Below are 25,533 nucleotides of genomic sequence, written 5' to 3'. Positions count from 1 at the left end.
GCGTCAGTTCAGCAGTTCGCACAACGCGTGCACTTCATCCTCACTGAACAACCCTTGCGGGTAGCGTTCAGTCATCACACTGCGCAGGTCAGTGCCTTGCCTGACCTGTCGCGAACCGTTTGCCTTCAACCAAAGCGCCAGCGCATGGATCGCGTCGCCGTCAACCCGCAGGGGGTGGAACGTGCGCGTGTACATCAGGTTGATATCGGCATTCATTTTCGCGCTCTCTCCTACTGCGTGAGCGGCTAACTTACTCAAGGTTTATGACAGAACGGCGCAGTCTTCACCTTGGGACACTGTGGCAACACCGATACAAGAGCTATGCCAATGTCCCGTGTTTATAGGCATTCGGACACAAAAAAGCCCGCAACCGTGCTGGGCTGCGGGCTTGCTTCGAGCGCTGAAAACCGCTAGCGCCCGGCGACCTTCAAAACGTTGTTACAACTGCACTCAATTTTTGTGCGGGGCCGGCTGTTGTTGGGTGAGGCAATGGATATTGCCACCGCCCAGTAACAGTTCGCGGCCCGGCACCATCACCACTTCATGCTGCGGGAACAGCGCCTGCAGAATTTTCCGGGCTTGCTCGTCCAGCGGGTCATCGAAACTTGGCGCAATGATGCCGCCGTTGACGATCAGGAAGTTGACGTAGGAACCGGCCAGACGCACCGTCGGGTTGCGCTCCTGACTGCCGTCCACCGGGTCCACGCCCGCGCACTCTTCCTCAGTGGCGTACAACGGGCCCGGAATCGGCATTTTGTGCACTGTGAACGAGCGGCCCTTGGCATCGGTGCTGCTTTGCAGCACGTCCATGGCTGCGTGGCAGCGCGCATAGTTGGGGTCTTGCGGGTCGTCAGTCCAGGCCAGCAGCACTTCACCCGGGCGCACGTAGCAGCAGAAGTTATCCACATGGCCGTCGGTTTCATCGTTGAACAGGCCGTCCGGCAGCCAGATGATCTTGTCCACCGCCAGGTTGGCACTGAGTACCGCTTCGATTTCGGCGCGGTCCAGATGCGGATTGCGATTGCGGTTCAACAGGCATTCTTCGGTGGTGATCAGCGTGCCTTCACCGTCGACGTGAATCGAACCGCCCTCAAGCACGAACCCTTCGGTGCGGTAACGCGGCGCGCGCTCGATCTCGAGGATCTTGCCGCCCACCTGCGAGTCGCGGTTCCACGGCGCATACAGGCCACCGTCAAAACCGCCCCAGGCGTTGAAGTCCCAATTCACGCCACGCACTTCATCGCTGTCGTTGATCACGAACGTCGGGCCGGTATCCCGCACCCAGGCATCGTCGCTGGACATTTCCACCACACGGATATTCGGCCCATCCAGGCGGGTACGGGCGTTTTCGTACTGGCCGGCGGACACCGCCACGGTCACCGGCTCAAAACGCGCAATCGCCTTGGCCACCGCTACGTGAGCGGCTTGCGCTGGCTTGCCGCCGAGGCGCCAGTTGTCCGGGCGCTCGGGCCAGATCATCCAGGTTTGCGTCTGTGGCGCCCATTCGGCGGGCATGTGAAAGCCATCGGCGCGGGGGGTGCTGTGCAAGGTGGTCATGGCGTTCAGGACTCCGAATGGGGGTAAAGGCCGACTTTATAACGGATAAAAATCGGCTTTAAAAGAAAAAAAAGATCATAAAAGATAAATGTGACAACTTTTAATCGATAACAATCGATTAATCAGAGCTGCTCATCCAGCACCTTCGATAGCATGTCGACAAAGAAATCCACGCTGCGCCGTGAAGTGACCATCGGCGGCTTGATCTTGAGGATGTTCAGGTAGTCACCCGTTGGCTGCATGAAAATGCCCAACTCCCGCAGGCGCTCACACAAGCGCGCGGTCTCTTCGGTGGCCGGCTCCAGGGTGTTACGGTCGCGAACCAGCTCCAGGCCCAGGTAAAAGCCAGAACCGTGGACCGCACCCGCCAGCGGATGTCGATCGACCAGCGCTTGCAGGCGCGCCTTGAAATGTCCGCCCACCACTTGGGCGTTTTCCCACAGTTTTTCTTCCTCCATGACATCCAGCACGGCCATGCCGATGCGGCAACTCACCGGGCTGCCCCCCGACGACGAGAAGAAATACCCCTCGGCCTCCAGCGCCTCGGCGATTTCCCGGCGGGTGATCACCGCGCCCAACGGCTGGCCATTGCCCATGCCCTTGGCCATGGTGATGATATCCGGCACCACGCCTTGTTCTTCAAACCCCCAAAAGAAATGCCCCATGCGGCCATAACCCACCTGCACTTCATCGGCGATGCACACCCCGCCCTGGGCGCGGACCAGACCGTACACCTGCTGCAAATAGCCCGGTGGCAGTGAGATGCCCCCGGCGTTGCCGTATACCGGCTCGCAAATGAAACCGGCCAACTGACGCTTGCTCGCGGCGATTTTCGCCAAGTTGTGTTCCACGCTGCGCACATAATCCGGCGCGCTGTCCGGCCCGCGGAACTCACCGCGATAGGTATTCGGCGCAGTCACCGGGTGCACCCAGTCCGGGCGGCTGCTCAGGGCCTGGGGGTTGTCGGCGATCGAGGTGGACACCGCATCCGCCGCTACCGACCAACCGTGATAAGCCTCCAGCACGCTCAACATGTCGCGGCCGCCGCTGTAGGCCCACGCCAGGCGGATCGCCAGGTCATTGGCCTCGGTGCCGCTGTTGACCAGAAACACGCGGTCCATGGAGTCGGGCGCCAGCGCCAGCAATCGTTCGGAAAACTCGGCAATCGCCGCGTAATGAAAGCGCGAGTTGGTGTTGAGCAGCGACCACTGCCGCGCAGCCACCGCCGCCATGCGCGGATGGCCATGCCCCAGCACCGCCACGTTATTGAGCATGTCCAGGTAGGAGCGGCCCTGCATATCAATCAGATGGTTGCGCCAGCCGCGCTCGATGCGCGGCGGGTCGACGTAATAATGCTTCTGCGAGCGGGCGAAGCTGGCGTCGCGCCGTGCCAGCAAGGCTTCGGGGTCCAGTTCCGGTTCGGCGTCACACGCCAGCCCCAGCAGCGCGGCAGGCGATGGGCAAAGCGCCTGCCACGCCACGGCACGGGAGGGTGTGCAAAAGAGCGGCGCCGGTAGATCCGTGCGGCACAGCTGTACGGTCAGCGGCCCCTCGACCGCGCCGATCACTTGCCCTTTAAGCACCGCCGCGCCGGCTTTTACAGACGGCGACACGCCCCATAGACGCACCGTCGCCTCGCGGCTGTGCACCCGCAGCTCGCCCGTACTCCCTACGTGCACGGTGCCAGCAAATGGTGCCTCGACCACAGCGCCCTGGGGCACGTGCAACTCAACGTGCAAGGGGAACGTCTCCGGCTCACTGGCGCTGTCAGGACGGGTGCGCGACAAACGGTATTGCCCATAACGACTTGCCGCCAGGCCGTGCATCGCCGCAGCGTCCCGTAACAAACGCTGATCGATGCCTTCCTGTTCCCAGTTACCTGCCTCGAAATGCGGGCTGAGTACGCCCAGGTCGATCAACGCAAACTCGCGCCCTACCAGCCCCGGCAACAAGGGTGCAAATCCCTCGCTGGCTATCGGTACCAGGGTTTCGCCCACACAGCCGAGGATCGCCGCTTCCATCAGCTCAAAGGGCACCGACGTGGCCACATGGAAGATTTCCCACTCATGCGCGGCGTTTTTCAGCAGGTAAGTGTTATCCGGGTCCAGGCGCTGCTGCTGTTCGCTGCTGAGCACCAGCACCGCCGCACGGGCGACGATCAGCGGCCACAACGCCTGCAACTCTGCGCGTTGCAACGGGTTGACCGCATGGCAGGCCTGGATCGCCGGCAGGATCGCAAAGGGGTCGCCTTCGGCATGATGCAACAACGCCGCGCAGGTCACCGACAGGTCGGCAATGCGCCAGGTGTGCACCAGGTCGCCAAAATCGATCACTCCCTGAAGCTGCCATTGGCGCTGGGCATCGCGCTGCCACACCACGTTGTCATCGGTGATGTCCATGTGCACGGCCTGCCAGGGCAAATGGTCGACCCATGGTTGCAAACGGGCCTCGACCTGCCCGGCCACTTGTTCCAGCGCAGCACGATGGGGCAGGTTTTCCAGGGTAGCCAGCAGGTGGGTGATCAGGTCCCGGGCGTGGCGCGGGTCCCATTGCAGGGTGCGCTCCAGGCCCGGGTGGGTAAAATCGGCCAGGGCCAGGCTCATCCGGCCACACAATTCGCCGAAACCTGCGATTACCTCGCGCCCCAGGTGGGGCAGATGGGTCAGGGGTTGGCCGTCGATATAGTCCAGCACCCGCAGGTGCAGGGTCTGGTCCTCGACCGTGACCGTGAGCAACTCCTCACCGTTCAAGGCCTTGACGACCTTGGGCACCCGCACCGCCTGCAGACTGTTGAGCGCTGCGTGCTGGGCCTGCAACTCCACCACCGCGTAATCGCCCCGGCAGATTTTCAGAACGAACGCGCCGCGCGCACTGTCGACTTTGTAATTGAGGTCTTGCTGGCTGCCCAATGACTGCAAAGTGCCAGTCAGGCCGTAGTGCTGCTCGAGAAGTCGTGCCGCCTGGTCGGGGCCTACTTGGGGGCAAGGCAGACTGGCGCGATGGATCAACGTGGCGAGCAGCATTGTGACGACCTCTGTTTTTTTAGGCGTCTATATCGCCATTGTTCAGGGGGGTTAGGCAACCCCCCACGCATACCGCGCTTGCGCCCCCCTGCCGCACAACTCAAGCTATGCTTCATTCGCTCAATGTCCGTCTAAGGAAAAGGCCCTCCGACATGCGCATTCTCATCACCGGCGGCGCTGGATTTATCGGCTCCGCCCTGATCCGCCACCTGATCCAACACACCGAGCACGAAGTGCTCAACCTGGACAAGCTCACCTACGCCGGCAACCTGGAATCGCTGACCAGCATCGCGTCCAACAGCCGCTATGAGTTCGTGCAGGCCGACATCATCGACCAGGCCACCGTGAGCGCCGTGCTGGCGCGTTTCGAACCCCACGCGATCATGCACCTGGCCGCCGAGTCCCATGTCGACCGCTCCATCGACGGCCCGTCGGCGTTCATCCAGACCAATATCGTCGGCACCTACAGCCTGCTGGAGGCCACCCGCGCCTACTGGCTCAAGCTGGACGAACCGGCCCGCCGCGCTTTCCGCTTCCATCACATCTCCACCGATGAGGTGTATGGCGACCTGCACGGTGTGGACGACCTGTTCACCGAAACCACACCCTACGCCCCCAGCTCACCTTATTCGGCGAGCAAGGCCGCGTCCGACCATCTGGTCCGCGCCTGGCATCGCACCTACGGGCTGCCGGTGTTGCTCACCAATTGCTCGAATAACTACGGGCCGTTCCACTTCCCCGAAAAGCTCATTCCGCTGGTAATCCTCAATGCCCTGGCAGGCAAGGCGCTGCCGGTCTACGGTGACGGTTTGCAGGTGCGCGACTGGCTGTTCGTCGAAGACCATGCCCGTGCGCTGCTCAAGGTGGTGACCGAAGGCGTGGTGGGCGAGACCTACAACATCGGCGGCCACAACGAGCAAAAGAACATCGACGTGGTGCGCGGCATCTGCAGCCTGCTGGAAGAACTGGCGCCGAAGCGTCCGGCCGGCGTCGAGCAATTCACCGACCTGATCACCTTCGTCAAGGATCGTCCGGGCCACGACCAGCGTTACGCGATCGATGCCAGCAAGATCGAACGCGAACTGGGCTGGGTGCCCGAAGAAACCTTCGAAAGCGGCCTGCGCAAGACCGTGCAGTGGTACCTCGATAACCTGGAATGGTGCCGCAGGGTCCAGGACGGCAGTTATCAAGGTGAACGACTCGGCAATACCGACCCCAAGGACTTGATCGCATGATGAAAGGAATCGTACTGGCCGGCGGCTCCGGCACCCGTTTGCATCCTATTACCCTGGGTGTGTCCAAGCAGCTGTTGCCGGTGTATGACAAACCGATGATCTATTACCCGATCTCGGTGCTGATGCTGGCGGGTATCAAGGACATCCTGGTGATTTCCACTCCCGTGGACTTGCCGCAATACCGCAACCTGTTGGGCGATGGCAGCCAGTTCGGCGTGCGCTTCACCTACGCCGAGCAGCCATCGCCGGACGGTCTGGCCCAGGCATTCCTGATCGGTGAGGCGTTTATCGGCGATGACCCGGTGTGCCTGATCCTGGGCGACAACATCTTCCACGGCCAACACTTCGGCGACCAACTGCGCGCCGCCGCTGAACGCCCTTCGGGCGCGACCGTATTCGGTTACTGGGTCAAGGACCCGGAGCGCTTTGGCGTGATCGACTTCGACAAGGACGGTCGCGCGCTGTCCATCGAAGAAAAACCGGCCAAGCCCAAATCGCCCTATGCGGTGACCGGCCTGTATTTCTACGACAACGATGTGATCAAGATCGCCAAGGCGGTCAAGCCGTCGGCCCGTGGCGAGCTGGAAATCACCGACGTCAACAACGCCTACCTCAAGCGCGGCGACCTGCACGTGGAACGCTTTGGCCGGGGCTTTGCCTGGCTCGACACCGGCACCCACGACAGCCTGCTGGAAGCGTCGACCTATGTGCAGACCATCGAACACCGCCAGGGCCTGAAAGTGGCGTGCCTTGAAGAAATTGCCTACGAAAACGGCTGGATCGACCGCGATCATCTGCTGGAGCGCGCCAAATACTTTGGCAAAACCGGTTATGGTCAATATCTGTATTCGCTGGCGGGAGAGAACAAGTGAATGTGGTTGAAACCTCGTTGCCCGGCGTCCTGATCCTGGAGCCCAAAGTCTTCGGCGACGAACGCGGTTTTTTTTACGAAAGCTTCAACGCCCGGGCCTTTGAAGAGGCCACCGGGCTCAAGCGTGATTTCGTGCAGGACAACCACTCGCGCTCGCAAAAAGGCGTGCTGCGGGGCCTGCATTACCAGCTTGAACATACCCAGGGCAAACTGGTGCGGGTTACCGCCGGTGAAGTGCTGGACGTGGCCGTCGACATCCGTCGCAGCTCGCCGAACTTCGGCCAGTGGGTGGGCGTTCGGCTGTCTGCGCAGAACCGCCGCCAATTGTGGGTGCCGGAAGGCTTCGCCCACGGGTTCGTGGTGCTGAGCGACCACGCCGAATTCCTGTACAAAACCACTGATTACTATCAGCCAAGCGCCGAGCGCAGCATTCTGTGGAGTGACCCGACGCTGGCGATCGATTGGGAACTCACAGAACCGCCGCAGTTGTCCGCGAAGGATCAGGCCGGCAAGCACTTGATGGAAGCCGACCTGTTCCCATGAAAATCCTCATCACAGGTCAACACGGCCAAGTCTCCCGGGCGCTGCAAGAACACCTCCAGGGCCTGGGCGAACTCATCGTCCTGGGCCGTGACCAGCTCGACCTGGCCAACCCCGACCAGATCCGCCAGCAGGTGCGCGCCCACCGCCCGCGCCTGATCATCAACGCCGCAGCCCACACGGCGGTGGACCAGGCCGAAAGCGAACCGGACGCCGCGTTTGCCATTAACGCCATCGCCCCCGGCGTGCTGGCCGAAGAGGCCAAGGCGCTGGGCATCCCGTTGATCCACTATTCCACTGACTACGTGTTCGACGGCAGCAAGCCTGCGCCCTACCTCGAAGCCGACAGCCCCAACCCCCTGGGGGTCTACGGTCAGAGCAAGCTGGCCGGCGAACAAGCGATTGCGGCAGTCGGTGGCCAATACCTGATCCTGCGCACCAGTTGGGTCTACTCGCTCCATGGCAAAAACTTCCTGTTGACCATGCAACGTCTGTTGCAGGAAAAACCGCACATGCGCATCGTTGCCGACCAGATCGGCGCGCCGACCTGGGCCGGGAGCATTGCCCACAGCACCCGCGCGCTGGTCGAGCGCTGGCAGGCTGGCAAAGCCGGCGAATGGGGCGTGTACCACCTCACTGCCCAGGGCGAGACCTCATGGTTCGGTTTTGCCCAGGCCATCGGCGAACACTTGCGTGCCCAGGGCAAGGCGTGTGCCGAGCTGGAAGCGATCCCGTCCAGCGCCTACCCGACGCCCGCGCGGCGCCCGCTGAACTCGCGCCTCGATTGCAGCCGCCTGCAACAGCAATGGCAGGTCAGCCAGCCGCCGTGGCAAGACGCATTGCGCGAGTGCCTTGCACAGCAGCGCTAGGCATAATGCGCCTGTACCCACAGGCGCACGACTCCCATGACTCCATCCCTTCCGCGAAGACCCCGCTGGCGCAGCCTCGCCCTGTTGGCACTGTGCCTGGCGCCGCTGCTGTGGCCGCTGGAGCATCTGGCCGAGCGCTATTACCGCAACGAACTGGCCGGGCAGAACCGCCAGACCCTCGACCTGTACGTCGCCAACCTGCTGGGCACCCTGCACCGCTATGAGGTGCTGCCGCAGATCCTCGGCGATCTGCCCGCCCTGCGCACCGCGCTCGACGCGCCTCAAGTCAGCACCAACCTGGTCAGCGCCAACCTGCTGCTCAAGGATGTGGCGGCCCAGGCCGGGGTGGAAGTGATGTACCTGATGGACACCACCGGCAAGACGCTGGCCGCCTCCAACTGGGACAAACAGGACAGCTTCGTCGGGCGCAATTTTTCCTTCCGTCCTTACTTCAGCGAAGCCATGGCCGGGCGCCTCGGGCGGTTTTTCGGCCTGGGCACCACCTCGGCCAAGCGCGGTTACTTCTTCGCCGCCGCCGTGCGTGATGGCGACAAGATCATCGGCGTGCTGGTGGTCAAGGTCGACCTGGATCACACCGAAAGCCTGTGGGGCAACACTCCGGAACAACTGCTGGTCACCGACCACAATGGCGTGGTGATCCTCACCTCGCGCCCGCAATGGCGCTTCCGCGCCACGCGACCGCTGACCACCGAAGAACGCCAGGCCATCATCGCCATCCAGCCCTACCCGACCCGCGACCCGCAGCCACTGGCCCTGAGCGCCACGGCCTGGTTGCGCCAATCCACAGCCATCGCCGAGACCGGCTGGAACGTGGAAATCCTGGCGCCTCGCTCGTTGATCAGCCGCCCGGTACGCACCGTGGTGGCGGTGGGTGGCGCGACACTGCTGGTGCTGATGTTGCTGCTGGGCCTGATGATGCAGCGCCGACGGCACTACCTGGAGCGCATCGCGTTCGAAGCCAAGGCGCGCCGCGAGCTGGAAGCGCGGGTGGTCGAACGCACCAGCGACCTGGAAGGCCTCAACCGGCGACTCAAACAGGAAGTACTGGAGCGTGAACACGCGCAGCAAGAACTGGTGCGCGCCCAGGACGACCTGGTGCAGGCGGGCAAGCTGTCGGCGCTGGGCACCATGTCGGCGAGCATCAGCCACGAACTCAACCAGCCACTGGCGGCGATTCGCAGCTACGCGGAAAACGCCGAGATCCTGCTCGATCACGAGCGCACCGGCGACGCCCGTGGCAACCTCAAGCTGATCAGCGAGCTGACTGGCCGCATGGCCTCGATCATTGCCCACCTGCGCGCATTCGCCCGGCGCGACCGTCATGCCCCGGAGAGCGTCGCCTTGCAACCGGCGCTGGACGATGCACTGGCGCTGCTGGCCAAGCGTCGACGTTCGATGGAAGTCGAGCTGATCCGCGACTTGCCGGAAGCCACGTTGTGGGTACAGGCCGGTGAAACCCGCCTGCGCCAGGTGCTGGGCAATCTATTGGCCAACGCCCTCGACGCCCTCACCGAAAAAGGCCCGCCGCGCAAACTCTGGTTGAGTGCCCAAACCACCGAACAGGGCGTCAACCTGTACATTCGCGACAACGGCCCGGGGTTCTGCATGGAAGCCCTGGGACGTGCCAGCGAGCCGTTCTACACCACCAAGACCCGCACTCAGGGCCTGGGGTTGGGGCTGGCGATTTGTGACACCCTGATGCGTGCCTTTGGCGGCGAACTGCTGTTCGCCAACCACAAGGAAGGCGGCGCACTGTTAACCCTGAAACTGCGTGCCGGCTCGCCGGGCGTCAGTCTGCAACCGTCCGAGGACCGCAGTGTATGAGTATCGATAACCAGATTCAGGTGGTGTTGATCGACGACGATCCACACCTGCGTCAGGCCCTGTGCCAGACCCTGGACCTGGCCGGGCTGAAAGTCCTGCCGCTGGGCGAAGCCGTCGGCCTCACCGCGCGCCTGTCACGGGATTGGGCGGGGGTGGTGGTCAGCGATATCCGCATGCCCGGCATGGACGGCCTGGAATTGCTGGCCGAGCTGCACGGCCAGGATCCCGAGCTGCCGGTGTTGCTCATCACCGGCCACGGCGATGTGCCGCTGGCGGTGCAGGCCATGCGTGCCGGCGCCTATGACTTCCTTGAAAAACCCTTCGCCAGCGATGCCCTGCTCGACAGCGTGCGCCGCGCCCTGGCCTTGCGTCGCCTGGTGCTGGACAACCGCAGCCTGCGCCTGGCCCTCAGCGACCGCCAGCAACTGAGCACGCGACTGGTGGGGCACTCACCGCAAATGCTGCGTCTGCGCGAGCAGATCGGCGCCCTGGCCGCCACCAAGGCCGACGTACTGATCCTCGGCGAGACCGGCGCCGGCAAAGAGGTGGTCGCCCGGGCGCTGCACGATCTGTCGAGCCGGCGCAGCGGCCCGTTCGTGGCGATCAACGCCGGGGCACTGGCCGAATCGGTGGTCGAGAGCGAATTGTTCGGCCACGAGCCCGGCGCGTTTACCGGCGCGCAGAAGCGGCGCATCGGCAAGTTCGAGTTCGCCAACGGCGGCACGCTGTTTCTGGATGAAATCGAAAGCATGAGCCTGGATGTACAGGTCAAGCTGCTGCGCCTGTTGCAGGAGCGGGTGGTGGAGCGCCTGGGCGGCAATCAGTTGATCCCGCTGGATATCCGTATCGTCGCGGCCACCAAGGAAGACCTGCGTCAGTCCGCCGATCAGGGCCGCTTCCGTGCCGACTTGTATTACCGCCTCAACGTCGCGCCGCTGCGCATACCGCCGCTGCGCGAGCGCGGTGAGGACGCGCTGATGCTGTTCCAGCACTTCGCCGACGAAGCCAGCAGCCGCCACGGCCTGCCGCTGCATGAGCTGCAACCGGGTCAGCGCGCCTTGCTGCTGCGCCACAGCTGGCCGGGCAATGTGCGTGAACTGCAAAATGCCGCCGAGCGTTTTGCCCTGGGCCTGGAATTGGCGCTCGACAGCTCGCCGGACAATGCCGGTGCAACCGTCCTGACTTCCACCCCGGGTGGTTTGAGCGAACAGGTGGAGCAGTTCGAAAAAAGCCTGATCGCCGCCGAACTGACCCGCCCCCACAGCTCTCTGCGCAGCCTTGCCGAAGCGCTGGGCGTACCGCGCAAGACCCTGCACGACAAACTGCGCAAGCACGGCCTGAACTTTGCCGACAGCGCCAGCCACACCACTGACGACGACCAAGAGCGCCCATGAACCGCGACAGCCGTTACCTGGAATCCATCCTGCACCACGACATTCCCCTCACCCGGGAAATGGGCCTCAAGGTGCGCGACTGGCAGCACGGCCAACTGCAATTGCAGTTGCCGCTGCAAGCCAATATCAACCACAAGAGCACCATGTTCGGTGGCAGCCTCTATTGCGGCGCGGTACTGGCCGGGTGGGGCTGGCTGCACCTGCAACTGCGCGACGAAGGGATTGAAGACGGGCACATCGTGATTCAGGAAGGCCAGATCAGCTACCCGCTGCCCGTCACCCGCGATGCGACGGTGCTATGCCAGGCACCGGAGGAGAAGGTGTGGAAGCGCTTTGTGGCGACCTACAAGCGTTATGGTCGTGCGCGGCTGACGTTGGAGACCTGGATTGTGAATGAGGGCAGTGAGGAGCATGCCGTAGCGTTTACCGGCCAGTACGTCCTGCACCGCTAGAAGCCAAAACACAAACCCCCTGTGGGAGCTGGCTGCTCCCACAGGGGGTTTGCTCTGACCTCAGGATCTGGCCAGGTTCAACAACCGCTCACGCCATGCAGCCTTGGCCGGCAACGCCAAAAAGAACGGGTTCAACAACGACGCCCGCGCCGGATAGCTGAATGGCTCGCCGCTCAACTCCAACACTTCGCCCCCTGCTCCCTCCAGCACGCCCTGGGCAGCAGCGGTGTCCCATTGCGAAGTCGGCGCCAGGCGTGGATAGCAATCGGCGCTGCCTTCGGCCAGCAGGCAGAACTTCAACGAACTGCCGATATTCGCCAGCTTCAACGCGCCAAGGCCCGCGCTCAAACCGTCCAGTAACCGCTCCTGCTCGGGGCTGGAATGGCGACGACTGGCCACCACGGTAAAGGACTCGCCCGCTGCCGGCGCCTCGCGTACTTGAATCTGCCTGGGCGCCTCGTTCATATCGGAGCGCCACGCGCCCAGGCCCGCGCCGCCAAAATAGCAACGCCCGCTGGTGGGCATCGACACCACGCCAAACACCACATGCCCCTGTTCGATCAAGGCGATATTGACCGTGAACTCCTCGCTGCCGGAAATGAACTCCTTGGTACCGTCCAGCGGATCCACCAGCCACCAGCGCTGCCAACCGGCCCGCACGCTTTGGTCGATATCGGCGTCCTCTTCAGACAGTACCGGAATGCTCGGGTCCAGCGCGGTCAGGCCGGCCAGGATCAAGTGATGGGCCGCCAGGTCCGCCGCCGTGACCGGCGAATCATCGGACTTGGCGGTCACCGCCACATCGGCACGCCAGTAAGGCAGGATGACTTCCCCGGCCTGGCGCGCCAGTTCGATGACAGGGGCAATAAACGGGTGGCCTAAAAACAGTTCGCTCATGCGATAAACGCTCCACGCTGGGTCAGCAGGTCTCGTACCAGGTACAGCGCGGCCAGGGCGCGGCCTTCGCTGAATTGCTCGTTTTGCGCAAGCGTCGACAGCTCGCGCAGGTTGACCCTGTCCACACGCATCGGCTCGGGCTCATCGCCTTCAAGGCGTTCTTCATAGAGGTCGGTGGCCAGCACCACCTGGATCTTCTGGCTCATGTAGCCGGGTGACAGCGAAAGCTCGGTGATATGTTCCAACTGCCGTGCGCCATAACCCGCCTCTTCCTTGAGTTCACGGTTGGCCGCCGCCAGCACGTCCTCACCGGGCTCGATCAAGCCTTTGGGCAAGGACAGCTCATATTCGTCGGTGCCGCCGCAGTACTCCTCCACCAATACGGCATGGTCTGCGTCAATCATCGCCACGATCATCACCGCACCGTAACCGGCACCACGGCCCACCAGGCGCTCGTAGGTCCGTTCAACGCCATTGGAAAAGCGCAATTGCACTTCCTCCACGCGGAACAAACGGCTACTGGCGACGATTTCGCGGGCGAGGACAGTGGGTTTCTGGCGCATAAACGGCTCCTTGGCGTGATCGGGTTACTATACCGTGGCTTTTCCGATTGTCTGTGTCGGATATTTTTACTTATACGAGAACCCGCCATGCCCTCTCTGCCCTGGCACGCCATCGACACCGTCCTGCTGGACATGGACGGCACCCTGCTCGACCTGCATTTCGACAATCATTTCTGGATGGAACACCTGCCCCAGCGCTACGCCGAACTGCACGGCGTGAGCAGGGCCATGGCCGAAATGGAGTTGCTGCCGCTGTTCGAGCGTAACGCCGGACAGTTGCAATGGTATTGCCTGGACTTCTGGAGCCGGGAACTGGCGATCCCGGTACGTGAGCTCAAACTGGAAACCGCCCACCTGATCGCCTTGCGCCCGGATGCGGACACGTTTCTGGCGGCGATCAAGCAAGCCGGCAAGCGCGTGATCCTGATCACCAACGCCCATCGTGATTCGCTGTCATTGAAGTTGGAGCGCGTTGAGCTGGCGCCGTATTTCGAGCGGTTGATCAGCTCCCACGATTACGGGTTCGCCAAGGAAGACCCGCAGTTCTGGGACGCCCTGCAAGCCGACATCGCTTTTAACCCGGCGCGCAGCCTGTTTATCGACGACACGTTGCCGATTTTGCGCAGTGCACGGGCGTTTGGTGTGGGGCATTTGTTGGCGGTAAGAGAACCGGACAGCAAGAAAGGGCCCAAGGACACAGCAGAGTTTGCAGCCGTCGAAGACTACCGCGACCTCATTGCCGGGCTCTAAGTGAATGTGACAGAAAACTTATGCGGGAGCCGGGCTTGCCCGACTCCCACATTCAGGCCTTCGTATTTACTTGGGAATACGCAGCGTCTGGCCTGGATAGATCTTGTCCGGATGGGACAACAATGGCTTGTTCGCTTCGAAAATCTTGTTATACAGATTGGCGTTACCGTACACCGAGAGAGAAATAGCACTCAGCGTGTCGCCCTTTTTCACGACTACAAACGTGGCAGCCTCGACAGACGGCCCCGTTACAGTGATTTGGTCATCCACACTGGCCACGCCGGCGATATTGCCCAATGCCAGCAGAATCTTCTCTTTCTCTTCCTGGGTGGCGACTTCACCGGTCACCGTCACCTTGTCACCCTCGACCGTGGTGTGCACGTTCGGATTGCCCAGCCCCACTTTGGCCACATGCTCTTTCAACTGCTCACTCGCGTTGGCATTACCGGGCGTCAAAAGGTCGATCAGCTTTTCGCCGGCCTCTTTTACAAAACTGAAAATACTCATGGTGTGCTCTCCTTGGATTTAAGTGCCAGATGCCCAAGACTAGACCAGCCCTCAATATCCGGGTTCCAGCCCGACCAATGACCAGATAATCCCTACAGAATCTGGCTCTGCGCCCAAACGCGCTAGAATCCCTGCGCCACTGAAACACGCCCGGAGCGAAGATGGACATCAAACAGCTGAAATTCCTCATCGCCCTGGACGAGACCCGTCACTTCGGCCAGGCGGCGGCGCGCTGCCACATCACCCAGCCGACCCTGTCGATGCGCCTGCGCAACCTTGAAGAAGAACTGGACCTGCCGCTGGTCAATCGTGGCCAGCGCTTCGAAGGCTTTACCGCCCCCGGCGAGCGGGTGCTGGCCTGGGCACGTACGGTGTTGGCGGCCTATGACGGCTTGCAGGCGGAAGCCGCCGCCTGTCGGGGCAACCTGGTCGGGACCTTGCGCCTGGGCGTGGTGCCGTTGTCCAGTTTTGACCCGCTGGACTTGATGCAACAGTTGCATAAGGAGCACCCAAGCCTGCGCTTCGAGCTGTCGGCGCTCAGTTCGGAGCAGATCCTGGAGCAATTGGCGAGCAATCGCCTGGACCTGGGCGTGTCTTACCTGGAACGCCTGGACAATGAACGCTTCGACTCGCTGGCCCTGGGCGAAACCCGCATGGGCCTGTTGTATGACCAACGGTTCTTCAGCTTCGGCGACACGCCCCTCAGCTGGGAGGCCCTGATTGAACTGCCGCTGGGCATGCTCACCAGCGGCATGCATTTTCGCCAATCCATCGACCACAATTTCCATAGCCGCGGGCTCAACCCACAACCCCTGCTGCAAACCGATGCCGTCCATCAGTTGTTACAAGCTGTGCACGGCGGCCTGTGTTGCGCGGTGATGCCACTGGACGGCGGCCTTGACGCACTCACCGAGCATTTGCGCCTGCAACCTATCGAGGATGCCCACACCCTCGCGCGCCTGGGGCTCATCATGCGCCGCAGCGCGCCTCGCTCGGCGTTGGCCGAGGCATGTTTCGCGCTGTTTCAGAAATCGCAAAACGGGTCTTGATCGACGTCATCTATCGGTAGATCAGTACTGGCAATTAGACGCGACGCTTTGTCGCGCCTAGTCTAAACACTGATCAATCCGTCGGTGGTATGCCCCATGAACGCCAAGCGCCCAGTCTGCGCGGCGCCCGCCCCTGAAGAGCCTGCGCCGGCCGCCAGCCAGAGCTATCAGTTTTGCAATCTGGAACACACGGAAGCCGCCAGCACTGCGTTGGCGGAAGAAGTGGCGTTGGCGATTGCCTATAACGACATCAGCCAGGCGGTGATGCTGGTGACGCCGACGGACCTTGAAGACTTTATCGTCGGCTTCAGTATCGGCAGCGGCATTATCGCCGACGTTAGCGACATTTATGACCTAAAGCTCAGCGGATCGGGCTCGGCCCAATACGCTCAGGTGCAGATCTCCAGCCGTGCGTTCTGGAACCTCAAGCAGCAGCGCCGCCAATTGGCCGGCACCAGCGGCTGCGGCCTGTGCGGCGTGGAAGCGGTGGAACAGGCGTTGCCGGACCTGCAAGTGCTGCCAGGTGCGCCCTTGCCGCCCGCCGCATGGCTCGACGGCTTGCGCCAACGAATCAGCGCATTTCAGCCGTTGGGCCAGTACAGCGGCGCCGTGCACGCGGCAGTGTTCATGAACAGCCAGGGCGAATTGCTGCTGGGCCGCGAGGACATTGGCCGACATAACGCCCTCGACAAGCTGATCGGCGCACTGATTCGGCAAAAGATTCCTACCGACGGCGGCCTGGCAATTGTTACCAGCCGTTGCAGCCTTGAGCTGATCCAGAAGGTACTGCGCGCCGGCATCCAGACCCTGGTCAGCCTCTCGTCGCCTACCGGCCTGGCCCTGCAATGGGCTCGCCGACACAACCTCAATCTCATCCACCTGCCGCAGAAAAGTGCGCCGCGGGTCTATAGCCCTGCGATGGAGAACCAGCCGTGAGCAATCATCATCAAGCCGACCAAACCCCGACTCCGCGCTACAAGCCCTACAAGGGCCCGGCGGGCGGCTGGGGTGCACTGATCAGCGTGGCCCAGGCCTGGCTGACCAGCGACAACGCGCTGAAAAACATCCGCATGATGCTCAAGACCAACCAGAACGGCGGCTTCGACTGCCCGGGCTGCGCCTGGGGCGACTCGCCGGAAAGCGGCATGGTCAAATTCTGCGAGAACGGCGCCAAGGCCGTGAACTGGGAAGCCACCAAGCGCCGGGTCGACGGGGCCTTTTTTGCCAAACACAGCGTCACTGCGCTGCTGGAGCAGAGCGACTACTGGCTGGAGTACCAGGGCCGGCTGACCGAGCCGATGCGCTACGACGCCGAGACCGATCGCTACAAGCCCATCAGTTGGGAAGCGGCGTTCGACCTGATCGGCAAACACCTCAACGCGTTGCCAAGCCCGGACATGGCCGAGTTCTACACCTCGGGCCGCGCCAGCAACGAAGCCGCGTATCTCTACCAGCTGTTCGTGCGCGCCTACGGCACCAACAACTTCCCGGACTGCTCGAACATGTGCCACGAGGCCAGCGGCGTCGCCCTGGCACAGAGCGTGGGCGTGGGTAAAGGCACCGTGACCTTCGACGACTTCGAACATGCCGACGCGATTTTCGTGTGGGGTCAGAACCCGGGCACCAACCACCCGCGCATGCTCGAACCGCTGCGCGAAGCGGTAAAACGCGGCGCCCAGGTGGTATGTATCAACCCGCTCAAGGAGCGTGGCCTGGAGCGCTTCCAGCATCCGCAGCACCCATTGGAAATGCTCACCAACGGCGACAAGCCAACCAACACGGCGTACTTCCGCCCGGCGCTCGGTGGCGACATGGCCATCCTGCGCGGCATGGCCAAGTTCCTGCTGCTGTGGGAACGCCAGGCCCAGGCCGAAGGCAAGGAAGCGGTGTTCGACCACGACTTCCTCAATGAACACACCGCCAACGTGCTGGATTACCTGGGCAAGATCGACGATACCTCGTGGGATGAAATCGTCGAGCAATCCGGGTTGACCCTGGTGGAGATCGAGCAGGCGGCGCGCATGTACGCCAAAGGCAAGAACGTGATCATGTGCTGGGCCATGGGGATCACTCAGCACCGCCACTCGGTACCGACCATCCAGGAAATCGCCAACCTGATGCTGCTGCGCGGCAACATCGGCCGCCCAGGCGCCGGCCTGTGCCCGGTGCGTGGCCACAGCAACGTGCAGGGCGACCGCACCATGGGCATCAACGAGCGTCCACCGGTGGCGTTCCTCGATTCGCTGGAGCGCCGCTTCCAGTTCCAGGTACCGCGCGATAACGGCCACAACGTGGTGGAAGCGATCCACGCCATGCTCGAAGGCCGCTCCAAAGTGTTTATCGGCCTGGGCGGCAACTTCGCTCAAGCCACCCCGGACAGCCCGCGCACCTTCCAGGCCCTGCGTAACTGCGACCTGACCGTGCAGATCAGTACCAAGCTCAACCGCAGCCACCTGACTCACGGCAAGGACGCGCTGATCCTGCCGTGCCTGGGCCGCACCGATATCGACCTGCAAGCCGAAGGCGCGCAAGCGGTGACCGTGGAAGACTCGTTCAGCATGGTCCACGCCTCTTACGGCCAACTGCAACCGCTGTCCAAATTCATGAAGTCGGAGCCGGCGATTCTGGCCGGTATCGCGGCCGCGACCGTCGGCAGCAAACCGGTGGACTGGAACTGGCTGGTGGCCGACTACAGCCGCATCCGCGACTTGATCGCCGATACCATTCCGGCCTTCAAGGACTTCAACGAACGCGTGAAAAACCCGGGCGGGTTCTACCTCGGCAACAGCGCCGGCGCACGTCGCTGGAACACGCCGTCGGGTCGCGCCAACTTCCGCCCGAACGTACTGCCCAAGGACTTGATCCACGAGCGCACCCACGCCACGGGCAAGGTGCCGGACCTGATCATGCAATCGATGCGCTCCCACGATCAGTACAACACCACGATTTATGGGTTGGACGACCGTTATCGCGGGGTGAAGGGCCAGCGTGACGTGCTGTTCGTCAACGAAGCCGACATCATTCGCCTGGGCTTCAAGCCAGGGCAGAAGGCCGACATCGTGTCGTTGTGGGAAGACGGCCGTGAACGCCGCGTAAAAGGTTTTACCCTGCTGGCATTCGACATTCCCGCCGGCCAGGCGGCAGCCTACTACCCGGAAGTGAACCCACTGGTGCCACTGGAAAGCACCGGCGACGGCAGCCATACGCCCACGTCGAAATTCGTCGCAATCCGACTGGAAGCAGCGAGTGACAACGGCCTGATAATGGCGCGCTCAGCCTGAACCCCTTCCAACTGTAGGAGCCGGCCAAATCCCGGGCACAAAAAAAGGCCGCTTTTGCATAAAAGCGGCCGTTCCCAAGTAGCTGAAGACCCGCAAAAAAGACTTAAGTTCCCCAACAAAAACAGTAACTTAGAGAATTGTGTACAACTCGTGTTACTGGTCGGATTTCTATTGTCACACTGCCGATACAGCCTCAGGATCGCGCCGTCATCCTCTTGAGGTCTCTCTATGAAGTTCTCCTCGATTCTCTTGTTGTCCCTTGGCCTGGTCAGTGGCGCAGCCATGGCCGGTGGCACCACCGAAGCCGGTGTGGGCGGCGCATTGGGCGGGGTTCTGGGTTCGGTGGTCGGTCAGCAGATCGGCGGCAACACCGGTTCGGCCATTGGCGCGGCGCTGGGTGGCGCGGGCGGTAGTGCGGTCGGCGCCGACAAGCGCAGCCGTGGCGAAGCCGCCATCGGTGGCGCGCTGGGCGCAGCGGGTGGCAACGTGGTCGGTCGCAGCGTGGGCGGCAGCACCGGCAGCCTGATCGGCGCAGCCGCCGGCGGTGGCGCAGGTGGCGCCCTGGGTAACTACATGGGCAACCAGAGCAATGACGATGACCGTCGTTACCGTGATGACCGTCGTGGTCGCGGCCATGCCCATGGGCATCACAAGAACAAGCACCATTACCGTCACCGGTAAACTCGTCACATAAGCAACACCGCAGCCCGCTGCGCAAGCCGGGTTTGCCCGCGATGAGGCAGTTTCAGGTCCCCCTGATCAGCCTGACCTACCGCTATCGCAGGCAAGCCCGGTTCCCACATTGGGGTTCACCGCAGGCAGAAGTGCGTCAAGCCGCCAACCGCTGCAATGCCTCGCGCAATCTCCCCAGGATGCTCACCGGCTGGTTCGACGTCCTATCCACGAACACATGCACAAAGCGCCCCGCCGCACAGGCCTCGTCCTCATCGGCCTTGAACACCGCCAACTCATACTGCACCGAGCTGTTGCCCAACTTGCCGACGCGCAAGCCAATCTCGATACGGTCGGGAAACGCGATAGACGCAAAGTAATCGCACGCCGAGCTCACTACGAACCCCACCACCTCGCCGTCATGAATATCCAGGCCGCCTTGCTCGATCAGGTAGGTATTCACTGCGGTGTCGAAAAAGCTGTAGTAGGTCACGTTGTTCACATGCCCATACACATCGTTGTCATGCCAGCGCGTGATGATCGGCTGGAAGTGAGGGTAGTCGGCACGTTGTGGCATGGCGTCAGGCATTGGCAGGGCTCATGAAAGTGGGTTACAGGCGATTCAGATGGGCTTCGGCCCACTCGCGCACCTCGGCATAGGGATAGTCTTCCAGCGCGGCAAAACCTGGAATGCCTCGCGCCTTCAACTGAGTGAACAACGGCACGCTGATACCGCCGAGAAACCGCGTGAGCCGTTCCGCTGCGGGCAGTTCCCCGGTGAACTGATGATGCCTGTGGATAAAATCCCCGCACAAGCCCATGAAGTCTTTATCCACAAGCGGCGGCAAATTCGGCGGTAGCGGCAGGCAGGCCACGTGGCCATGACATACCGAGCAATGGCCGCACCGCGCGGGTGCGTTTTCATCGCCAAAATACCGGGCCAGGCGCTGGCCCAGGCAGTGGTCGGTGGCGAACAGGTCGAGCATGGCGTGAATCCGCGCCACCTCCGTGACCTCGTGCTGCTTGAAGCCTGTGTATAACTCGGCACCCAATACCTGAGGGTCGAAATCGACATCAAGCAGGCTGTAGACCTCGGTCATCTGCTTGCTTTCCATCTCGATCAGGCCCTGCTCCTGGAAATAGTCCAACGCCTTGACCACTCGACTGCGCTCGGCATTGTGCTGTTGATACAGTGCATCGAAATCCACCGTTGCCCAGGTTCGCGCGCGCTTGCATACCTGGATGATCGCCGCGACGAACTGTTGCCGCTCACCGGAAAATCGCGCCAGCAAGGCGTCGGGCTCAATCAGGTACTTGAAGCGATACTCGGCGTAAAACGCATAGCGCGGCGCTATCACGCCTCGAAGCTCAAGCTGCACCAGCAAGGTCTTGAGCGGCAGTTCGCGGATGTTGCTCTGCTCCGATAACGAACGAAGCACAAACTCCCACTGCCCATCGCCGCGCGACGCCCGCAACTGCTCCAGCACCCGGCGAATACCGGCTCGCTCGGGCGTGTCGCCGTACACGAAGTTTTCCAGCACGGTGAGGCTGTCGCGATTGGCCAGTACCAGGCAATCGGAGGCTTGTCCGTCACGCCCCGCGCGGCCGATCTCCTGGCTGTAATTTTCTATGGATTTGGGCAGATCGAAGTGCACTACGTTGCGGATGTCACTCTTGTCGATGCCCATGCCGAACGCGATGGTGGCCACGATGCAAGTGGAGCGACCGCCCATGAAGCGCTGTTGGATGCCGTCGCGCTTATCGTGGGGCAGACCGGCATGATAGGCCTCAGCCTGGATGCCGTTGCGGTTCAAGTGCTCGGCAATCTGCTCGGCAGTCTTTTGCAACGTGACGTAGACGATGCTGGGCTGACCGACCCGCTCGCTCATCCACTCGACCAGACGGCGACGTTTGTCGGTGCCGCTGACCGGTTCCACCAACAAGTTCAGGTTAGGCCGGTAGAAGCCCGTAGTGACCACGTCGTGGGGCGCGATGGCGAACTTGGCCTGCATGTCGGCAATCACCTTGGGTGTGGCCGTAGCGGTCAAGAGCAACGCTTGTGGGATATTGAACTGACGCTGGTATGCCGGCAGTTTCAAATAGTCCGGACGGAAGTTGTGGCCCCACTCGGAAATACAGTGCGCCTCGTCCACCACCAGCAACGAGATCCGCACGCTTTGCAGGAAGTTGCGGAAGCGCTCGTTCTTCAAACGCTCCACGGAGATCATCAGGATTTTCAGCTCGCCTGAACGCGCACGGGCCATGACATCATTGGCCTCATCGCGACTCTGCGCCGAATCGATACTGCCCGCCGAAATGCCATGGCGCTGCAAAAAGCCAAGCTGGTCCTGCATCAACGCCAGCAATGGTGAAACCACCAGCGTCAGGTGCGGCAGCAATACCGCAGACAGCTGATAGCACAGGGATTTGCCGGAACCGGTGGGGAAAATCGCCGCCGCCGAGCGACCGGCCAGTACCGCACTGACCGTTGCCTTCTGGCCGGGACGAAACTGTGGATAACCAAAGACCTGTTGGAGGGTGTCGTGCATGAAACTGTCACTCCATTGACCGCTGAGCCGGCTCAAAAACATAGCCCGGGAATCTCGGCGAATCGAGAAAGGTCGCAAGGAAAAAAGAGACAGGATGATACACAGGGTAGCGCGATGGCCCAGGGCCAAATAGGGCAGATTCAACAGCGACTGTAGGAACGCTACAAATAAAATGTGGGAGCAAACTTGCTCCCACAGTGTCACCTCGGCATAACAAAACTCAGCGGTTCTGCACCCGCTCGATCGCGCTGTCGTATACCGGATTGGCCGTCTGCCCCTTGGCCAATTGGTAGTGGCGCAAGGCGTCGGAGAACTGCCCGGCTGCTTCGTAGATCCGCGCAATGTTGTAGTAGGCACCGGCACGTACCGTCGCAGCGTTCGCGCCGGTCGCCAGAGCGATGGCCTTGCGGTTGGCCCAGATCGATTCAGCAGTGTTACCGGCCTTCTGATAAGCCAGACCGAGGTTGCCGTAAGCCTTGCCGAAACCGTTATCCAGATCGATGGCCTGACGGAACAGATCAATGGCCTGGTCCAGATTACCGGCCTGGTAGGCCGCTTCGCCCTGCACGTTCAGACGCTTCGCATCGGTTTGTGCAGAAGAGCTTACCGCCACCGCCGTGACCGCCACGCTGTCGTCCAGCAACGGTTTGACTTCGTTGAGCACGTCCTTGGCTTCCACGTTCACACCGCTGAAGGTGTTGATGTCCTGGAAGTCGCCGCTGCCGGTCATGCGGAACACCGTCCAGAGGTTGCCGCTACGGTTTTTCGGCACATAGTAGGTGCGCACCAGGGACTGGCCCATGTAGACGAACACCTTGGCCTCGCTGTTGGACAACTGCCGCGAGCCCGGATTGCCGATATTGGTGAAGTCATGCACGGCGTAGACGTAGCTCTCGCCGTAGTGTTTTTTCTGCAGGGTGATGGTTTCCGGGCCGTAGCTGTCGACATCATCCACGTCCAGCTCGGCATCGGTGCCGTTCTTGTTCTCGAAGTAGATGTTGTTGCCCGGGAAAATCATGTGGGAATCGAGGTCTTCCGGGGTTTTGCCCCAGGTCAGTACCACGCGCAGACCGTCGAGGTTTTCCATCACGGGGCTGATGGCGTACGTCATGCCCTTGCACGGGCATTTGACCACCAGGTTGGAGTAACCGGGTTTCTTGATGATCAACAGGCTGGTGGCGTCATCGGCGGCTTCGCTGGTGAGGGTCACCTGGCCCTGGGCATTGGTGCGCCCCACGACGTTCTGGGCGCCGTTGCGTTGCAGCAACACTTCAGCGTCGGCGATTTTCTGGTCCTTGACCACGGCGCTGAGCACTTCGATCGGCAATTGCTCGGCCTGGATGGAAAAGGCCACCGCACACAATGACATCGCCGAGGCGACACGAAGCAAACCCATGCTTAACTCCCTTTAAGTAACGGGCGGAATCGCCCACAAGATTTTGCGGTGAAACATACGCCGAATTCAGCGCACCGGCAGACTTTTTGTACAGAATGTGACGTGGTTTTTATCCCGCCTGCCCGCCGTAGCATTGCGCTACAAACAAGCCGTACCTCCCAGGAGTGCGCTGCGATGAGCGAACCGACGTTTGAGCAAAAACAGGATCATTACCACAAGATCCGCCGTTCCAACTACCTGGCCAGCCTGCGCCTGGAAGGGTTCGATACCCAACCGGCCGACGTCGACAAACCCCTGCCGTAGGCTGAACACGCTTCGAACACCGATATTTCAAGCACAAAAAAGCCGCCCATTCGGGCGGCTTTCTTATAGCAGGCACATCTTACAACTGTGGACCCGCCGCCTTGATTGCATCGCTCACTTCAAACTTCTTGAAGTTCTCGATGAACAGGCCAGCCAGCGCCTTCGCTGCTTCGTCATACGCAGCCTTGTCAGCCCAGGTGTTGCGTGGGTTCAACAGGCCAGTCTCGACACCCGGTACGGCCAGTGGCACGTCGAGGTTGATGGTGTCGAGGTGTTCGGTTTCGGCACCAACCAGGGTACCGCCCTGGATCGCCGCGATCACCGCGCGAGTGGTCGGGATGTTGAAGCGCTTGCCGACGCCGTAGCCACCGCCAGTCCAGCCGGTGTTGACCAGGTAGACCTTGGAACCGAAGCCGCGGATGCGCTTGATCAGCAGCTCAGCATATTCGCCAGCCGGACGCGGGAAGAACGGTGCGCCGAAGCAGGTGGAGAAGGTCGACTTGATGCCGCCACCGGAACCCATTTCGGTCGAGCCCACCAGCGCGGTGTAGCCGGACAGGAAGTGGTAGGCCGCTTGCTCTTCGCTGAGGATCGACACAGGCGGCAGTACGCCGGTCAGGTCGCAGGTCAGGAAGATCACCGCGTTTGGCTCGCCACCCAGGTTCTTCTCGGAACGCTTGGCAACGTGCTCCAGCGGGTAGGCGGCACGGCTGTTCTGGGTCAGGCTGACGTTGGTGTAGTCGGCGTGCTTGGCCTCGTCGATCACCACGTTTTCCAGCACGGCGCCGTGCTTGATGGCTTTCCAGATGACCGGCTCGTTCTTCTCGGACAGGTCGATGCACTTGGCATAGCAACCGCCTTCGATGTTGAACACCACGCCTTCGCCCCAACCGTGTTCGTCGTCACCGATCAGGTAACGGCTTTCGTCGGCGGACAGGGTGGTTTTACCAGTGCCCGACAGACCGAAGAACAGGGTCACGTCGTTCGCTTCGCCAATGTTGGCGGCGCAGTGCATCGGCAGTACGTCGGAAGCCGGCAGCAGGAAGTTCTGCACCGAGAACATGGCTTTTTTCATTTCACCGGCGTAGCGCATGCCGGCGATCAGCACTTTCTTCTGGGCGAAGTTGAGGATCACGCAACCATCGGAGTTGGTGCCGTCACGCTCTGGCACGCACTCGAAGTTGGCCACGTTGAGCACTTGCCACTCTTCACGACCGGCCGGGTTGTACTGGGCCGGGTTGATGAACAGGCAACGACCGAACAGATTCTGCCAGGCCGTCTGGGTGGTCATTTTCACGGCCAGGTAGTGGTCTGCGGCAGCGCCTACGTGAACGTGGGAAACGAAATGCTCTTGCGCATTGTTGAACGCCTCGACGCGAGCCCACAGGGCATCGAACTTGTCGGCCGGGAACTTGCGGTTGATCGGGCCCCAGGCAATGGAGTCCTGGGTGGAAGGCTCTTCAACGATGAAACGGTCGACTGGCGAACGGCCGGTACGGTGACCGGTTTCGACAACCAGCGCGCCAGTATCGGCAAGCACGCCTTCACCGCGCTGCAGGGCTTCTTTGACCAGATCGTCAACACTCAGATCGGTGTATACGGCGTTATTGGCTTGCGTCATGAGGTTCCCCGTCGGCCTAAGGCCGAGTGCTCCAAACGTTTTGTAGTAGAAAGTTGCGCACTACTACCGCGAAAAAAGTGGGCCGGATTATGCCAGAAAAGCCCAAAAAGAGTAGGGCCCTCCCGTCAGAACTGCGCTAATCCGGCGTTTGTCAGGTGA

23 protein-coding genes are annotated in these 25,533 nt (G+C 61.7%); 13 read left to right on the top strand and 10 right to left on the bottom strand.

The genetic code is table 11. The annotated features are described in order from the left end of the window. Positions 1–3: 3 nt before the first annotated feature. From ACW9IN_RS13525 to ACW9IN_RS13515, 3 genes are all read right to left on the bottom strand, one after another. Positions 4–216, bottom strand: coding sequence for a hypothetical protein (locus ACW9IN_RS13525; RefSeq protein ID WP_457366347.1), 213 nt, complete (start codon positions 214–216; stop codon positions 4–6). Positions 217–450: 234 nt separating this feature from the next. Then, positions 451–1,557: an agmatine deiminase gene (gene aguA / locus ACW9IN_RS13520; RefSeq protein ID WP_457366346.1), complete on the bottom strand. Its 1,107-nt coding sequence runs from the start codon at positions 1,555–1,557 to the stop codon at positions 451–453. Positions 1,558–1,679: 122 nt separating this feature from the next. Beyond that, entirely contained in the window at positions 1,680–4,580 is a 2,901-nt protein-coding gene (locus tag ACW9IN_RS13515) for an aminotransferase (protein ID WP_457366345.1), read from the bottom strand. Between the two features lie 152 nt (positions 4,581–4,732). Here ACW9IN_RS13515 and rfbB point away from each other — a divergent pair, with 152 nt between their 5' ends. Genes rfbB through ACW9IN_RS13480 form a run of 7 tightly spaced genes read left to right on the top strand, consistent with a single transcriptional unit; the run spans position 4,733 to position 11,786 of the window. After that, positions 4,733–5,815, top strand: coding sequence for a dTDP-glucose 4,6-dehydratase (gene rfbB / locus ACW9IN_RS13510; RefSeq protein ID WP_457366344.1), 1,083 nt, complete (start codon positions 4,733–4,735; stop codon positions 5,813–5,815). Then, the gene (rfbA, locus tag ACW9IN_RS13505; protein ID WP_457366343.1) at positions 5,812–6,687 is read left to right on the top strand and encodes a glucose-1-phosphate thymidylyltransferase RfbA; all 876 of its coding nucleotides are present in this window, start codon (positions 5,812–5,814) and stop codon (positions 6,685–6,687) included. The genes rfbB and rfbA overlap by 4 nt, the downstream gene beginning before the upstream one ends. Beyond that, positions 6,684–7,229, top strand: a complete 546-nt coding sequence (gene rfbC / locus ACW9IN_RS13500) for a dTDP-4-dehydrorhamnose 3,5-epimerase (RefSeq protein WP_457366342.1) — start codon at positions 6,684–6,686, stop codon at positions 7,227–7,229. Before rfbA ends, rfbC begins: the two co-directional genes overlap by 4 nt. Continuing rightward, positions 7,226–8,095, top strand: coding sequence for a dTDP-4-dehydrorhamnose reductase (rfbD, locus tag ACW9IN_RS13495; RefSeq protein ID WP_457366341.1), 870 nt, complete (start codon positions 7,226–7,228; stop codon positions 8,093–8,095). The genes rfbC and rfbD overlap by 4 nt, the downstream gene beginning before the upstream one ends. A 36-nt stretch (positions 8,096–8,131) precedes the next feature. Then, the gene (locus ACW9IN_RS13490; protein WP_457366340.1) at positions 8,132–9,940 is read left to right on the top strand and encodes a sensor histidine kinase; all 1,809 of its coding nucleotides are present in this window, start codon (positions 8,132–8,134) and stop codon (positions 9,938–9,940) included. Beyond that, complete coding sequence (locus ACW9IN_RS13485) at positions 9,937–11,334, top strand: sigma-54-dependent transcriptional regulator (protein ID WP_457366339.1); 1,398 nt, start codon at positions 9,937–9,939, stop codon at positions 11,332–11,334. Before ACW9IN_RS13490 ends, ACW9IN_RS13485 begins: the two co-directional genes overlap by 4 nt. Further along, a complete protein-coding gene (locus ACW9IN_RS13480) occupies positions 11,331–11,786 on the top strand; it encodes a YiiD C-terminal domain-containing protein (RefSeq protein WP_457366338.1) in 456 nt (151 codons plus the stop codon). Before ACW9IN_RS13485 ends, ACW9IN_RS13480 begins: the two co-directional genes overlap by 4 nt. Positions 11,787–11,846: 60 nt before the next feature. On the opposite strand, the gene cysQ is transcribed toward ACW9IN_RS13480, so the two are convergent. Next, positions 11,847–12,683, bottom strand: coding sequence for a 3'(2'),5'-bisphosphate nucleotidase CysQ (gene cysQ, locus ACW9IN_RS13475; protein WP_457366337.1), 837 nt, complete (start codon positions 12,681–12,683; stop codon positions 11,847–11,849). Further along, on the bottom strand, positions 12,680–13,246 hold the full coding sequence (nudE, locus tag ACW9IN_RS13470; RefSeq protein WP_457366336.1) for an ADP compounds hydrolase NudE: 567 nt from the start codon (positions 13,244–13,246) through the stop codon (positions 12,680–12,682). Before nudE ends, cysQ begins: the two co-directional genes overlap by 4 nt. A gap of 87 nt (positions 13,247–13,333) precedes the next feature. On the opposite strand from nudE, the gene yrfG reads away from it, so the two are divergent. Beyond that, positions 13,334–13,996, top strand: coding sequence for a GMP/IMP nucleotidase (gene yrfG, locus ACW9IN_RS13465; protein ID WP_457366335.1), 663 nt, complete (start codon positions 13,334–13,336; stop codon positions 13,994–13,996). Between the two features lie 66 nt (positions 13,997–14,062). Here yrfG and lysM read toward each other — a convergent pair whose 3' ends face one another. Beyond that, entirely contained in the window at positions 14,063–14,503 is a 441-nt protein-coding gene (gene lysM, locus ACW9IN_RS13460) for a peptidoglycan-binding protein LysM (RefSeq protein WP_457366334.1), read from the bottom strand. A gap of 161 nt (positions 14,504–14,664) precedes the next feature. On the opposite strand from lysM, the gene ACW9IN_RS13455 reads away from it, so the two are divergent. From ACW9IN_RS13455 to ACW9IN_RS13440, 4 genes are all read left to right on the top strand, one after another. Beyond that, positions 14,665–15,552: a LysR family transcriptional regulator gene (locus tag ACW9IN_RS13455; protein ID WP_457366333.1), complete on the top strand. Its 888-nt coding sequence runs from the start codon at positions 14,665–14,667 to the stop codon at positions 15,550–15,552. A gap of 96 nt (positions 15,553–15,648) precedes the next feature. Then, on the top strand, positions 15,649–16,488 hold the full coding sequence (gene fdhD / locus ACW9IN_RS13450; protein ID WP_457366332.1) for a formate dehydrogenase accessory sulfurtransferase FdhD: 840 nt from the start codon (positions 15,649–15,651) through the stop codon (positions 16,486–16,488). Next, positions 16,485–18,833 carry an FdhF/YdeP family oxidoreductase gene (locus ACW9IN_RS13445; RefSeq protein ID WP_457366331.1) on the top strand — a complete coding sequence of 783 codons (2,349 nt, stop codon included), beginning with the start codon at positions 16,485–16,487 and terminating at the stop codon, positions 18,831–18,833. The genes fdhD and ACW9IN_RS13445 overlap by 4 nt, the downstream gene beginning before the upstream one ends. 228 nt (positions 18,834–19,061) lie before the next feature. Further along, positions 19,062–19,514, top strand: coding sequence for a glycine zipper domain-containing protein (locus ACW9IN_RS13440; protein WP_457366330.1), 453 nt, complete (start codon positions 19,062–19,064; stop codon positions 19,512–19,514). A gap of 148 nt (positions 19,515–19,662) precedes the next feature. Here ACW9IN_RS13440 and ACW9IN_RS13435 read toward each other — a convergent pair whose 3' ends face one another. From ACW9IN_RS13435 to ACW9IN_RS13425, 3 genes are all read right to left on the bottom strand, one after another. Beyond that, a complete protein-coding gene (locus ACW9IN_RS13435) occupies positions 19,663–20,094 on the bottom strand; it encodes an acyl-CoA thioesterase (RefSeq protein WP_457366329.1) in 432 nt (143 codons plus the stop codon). A 22-nt stretch (positions 20,095–20,116) separates the two neighbouring features. Further along, positions 20,117–22,054 (bottom strand): RecQ family ATP-dependent DNA helicase, encoded by a 1,938-nt coding sequence (locus tag ACW9IN_RS13430; RefSeq protein WP_457366328.1) that lies wholly within the window; start codon positions 22,052–22,054, stop codon positions 20,117–20,119. 220 nt (positions 22,055–22,274) lie between these two features. After that, the gene (locus tag ACW9IN_RS13425; protein ID WP_457366327.1) at positions 22,275–23,450 is read right to left on the bottom strand and encodes a tetratricopeptide repeat protein; all 1,176 of its coding nucleotides are present in this window, start codon (positions 23,448–23,450) and stop codon (positions 22,275–22,277) included. A gap of 174 nt (positions 23,451–23,624) precedes the next feature. On the opposite strand from ACW9IN_RS13425, the gene ACW9IN_RS13420 reads away from it, so the two are divergent. Next, a complete protein-coding gene (locus ACW9IN_RS13420) occupies positions 23,625–23,753 on the top strand; it encodes a YhfG family protein (RefSeq protein ID WP_457366326.1) in 129 nt (42 codons plus the stop codon). 79 nt (positions 23,754–23,832) lie between these two features. On the opposite strand, the gene ACW9IN_RS13415 is transcribed toward ACW9IN_RS13420, so the two are convergent. Beyond that, entirely contained in the window at positions 23,833–25,374 is a 1,542-nt protein-coding gene (locus ACW9IN_RS13415) for a phosphoenolpyruvate carboxykinase (RefSeq protein WP_457366325.1), read from the bottom strand. Positions 25,375–25,533: the final 159 nt, after the last annotated feature.

Source organism: Pseudomonas sp. SDO5271_S396, from assembly GCF_054071795.1.
This window is presented reverse-complemented; position numbering and strand designations above follow the sequence as displayed.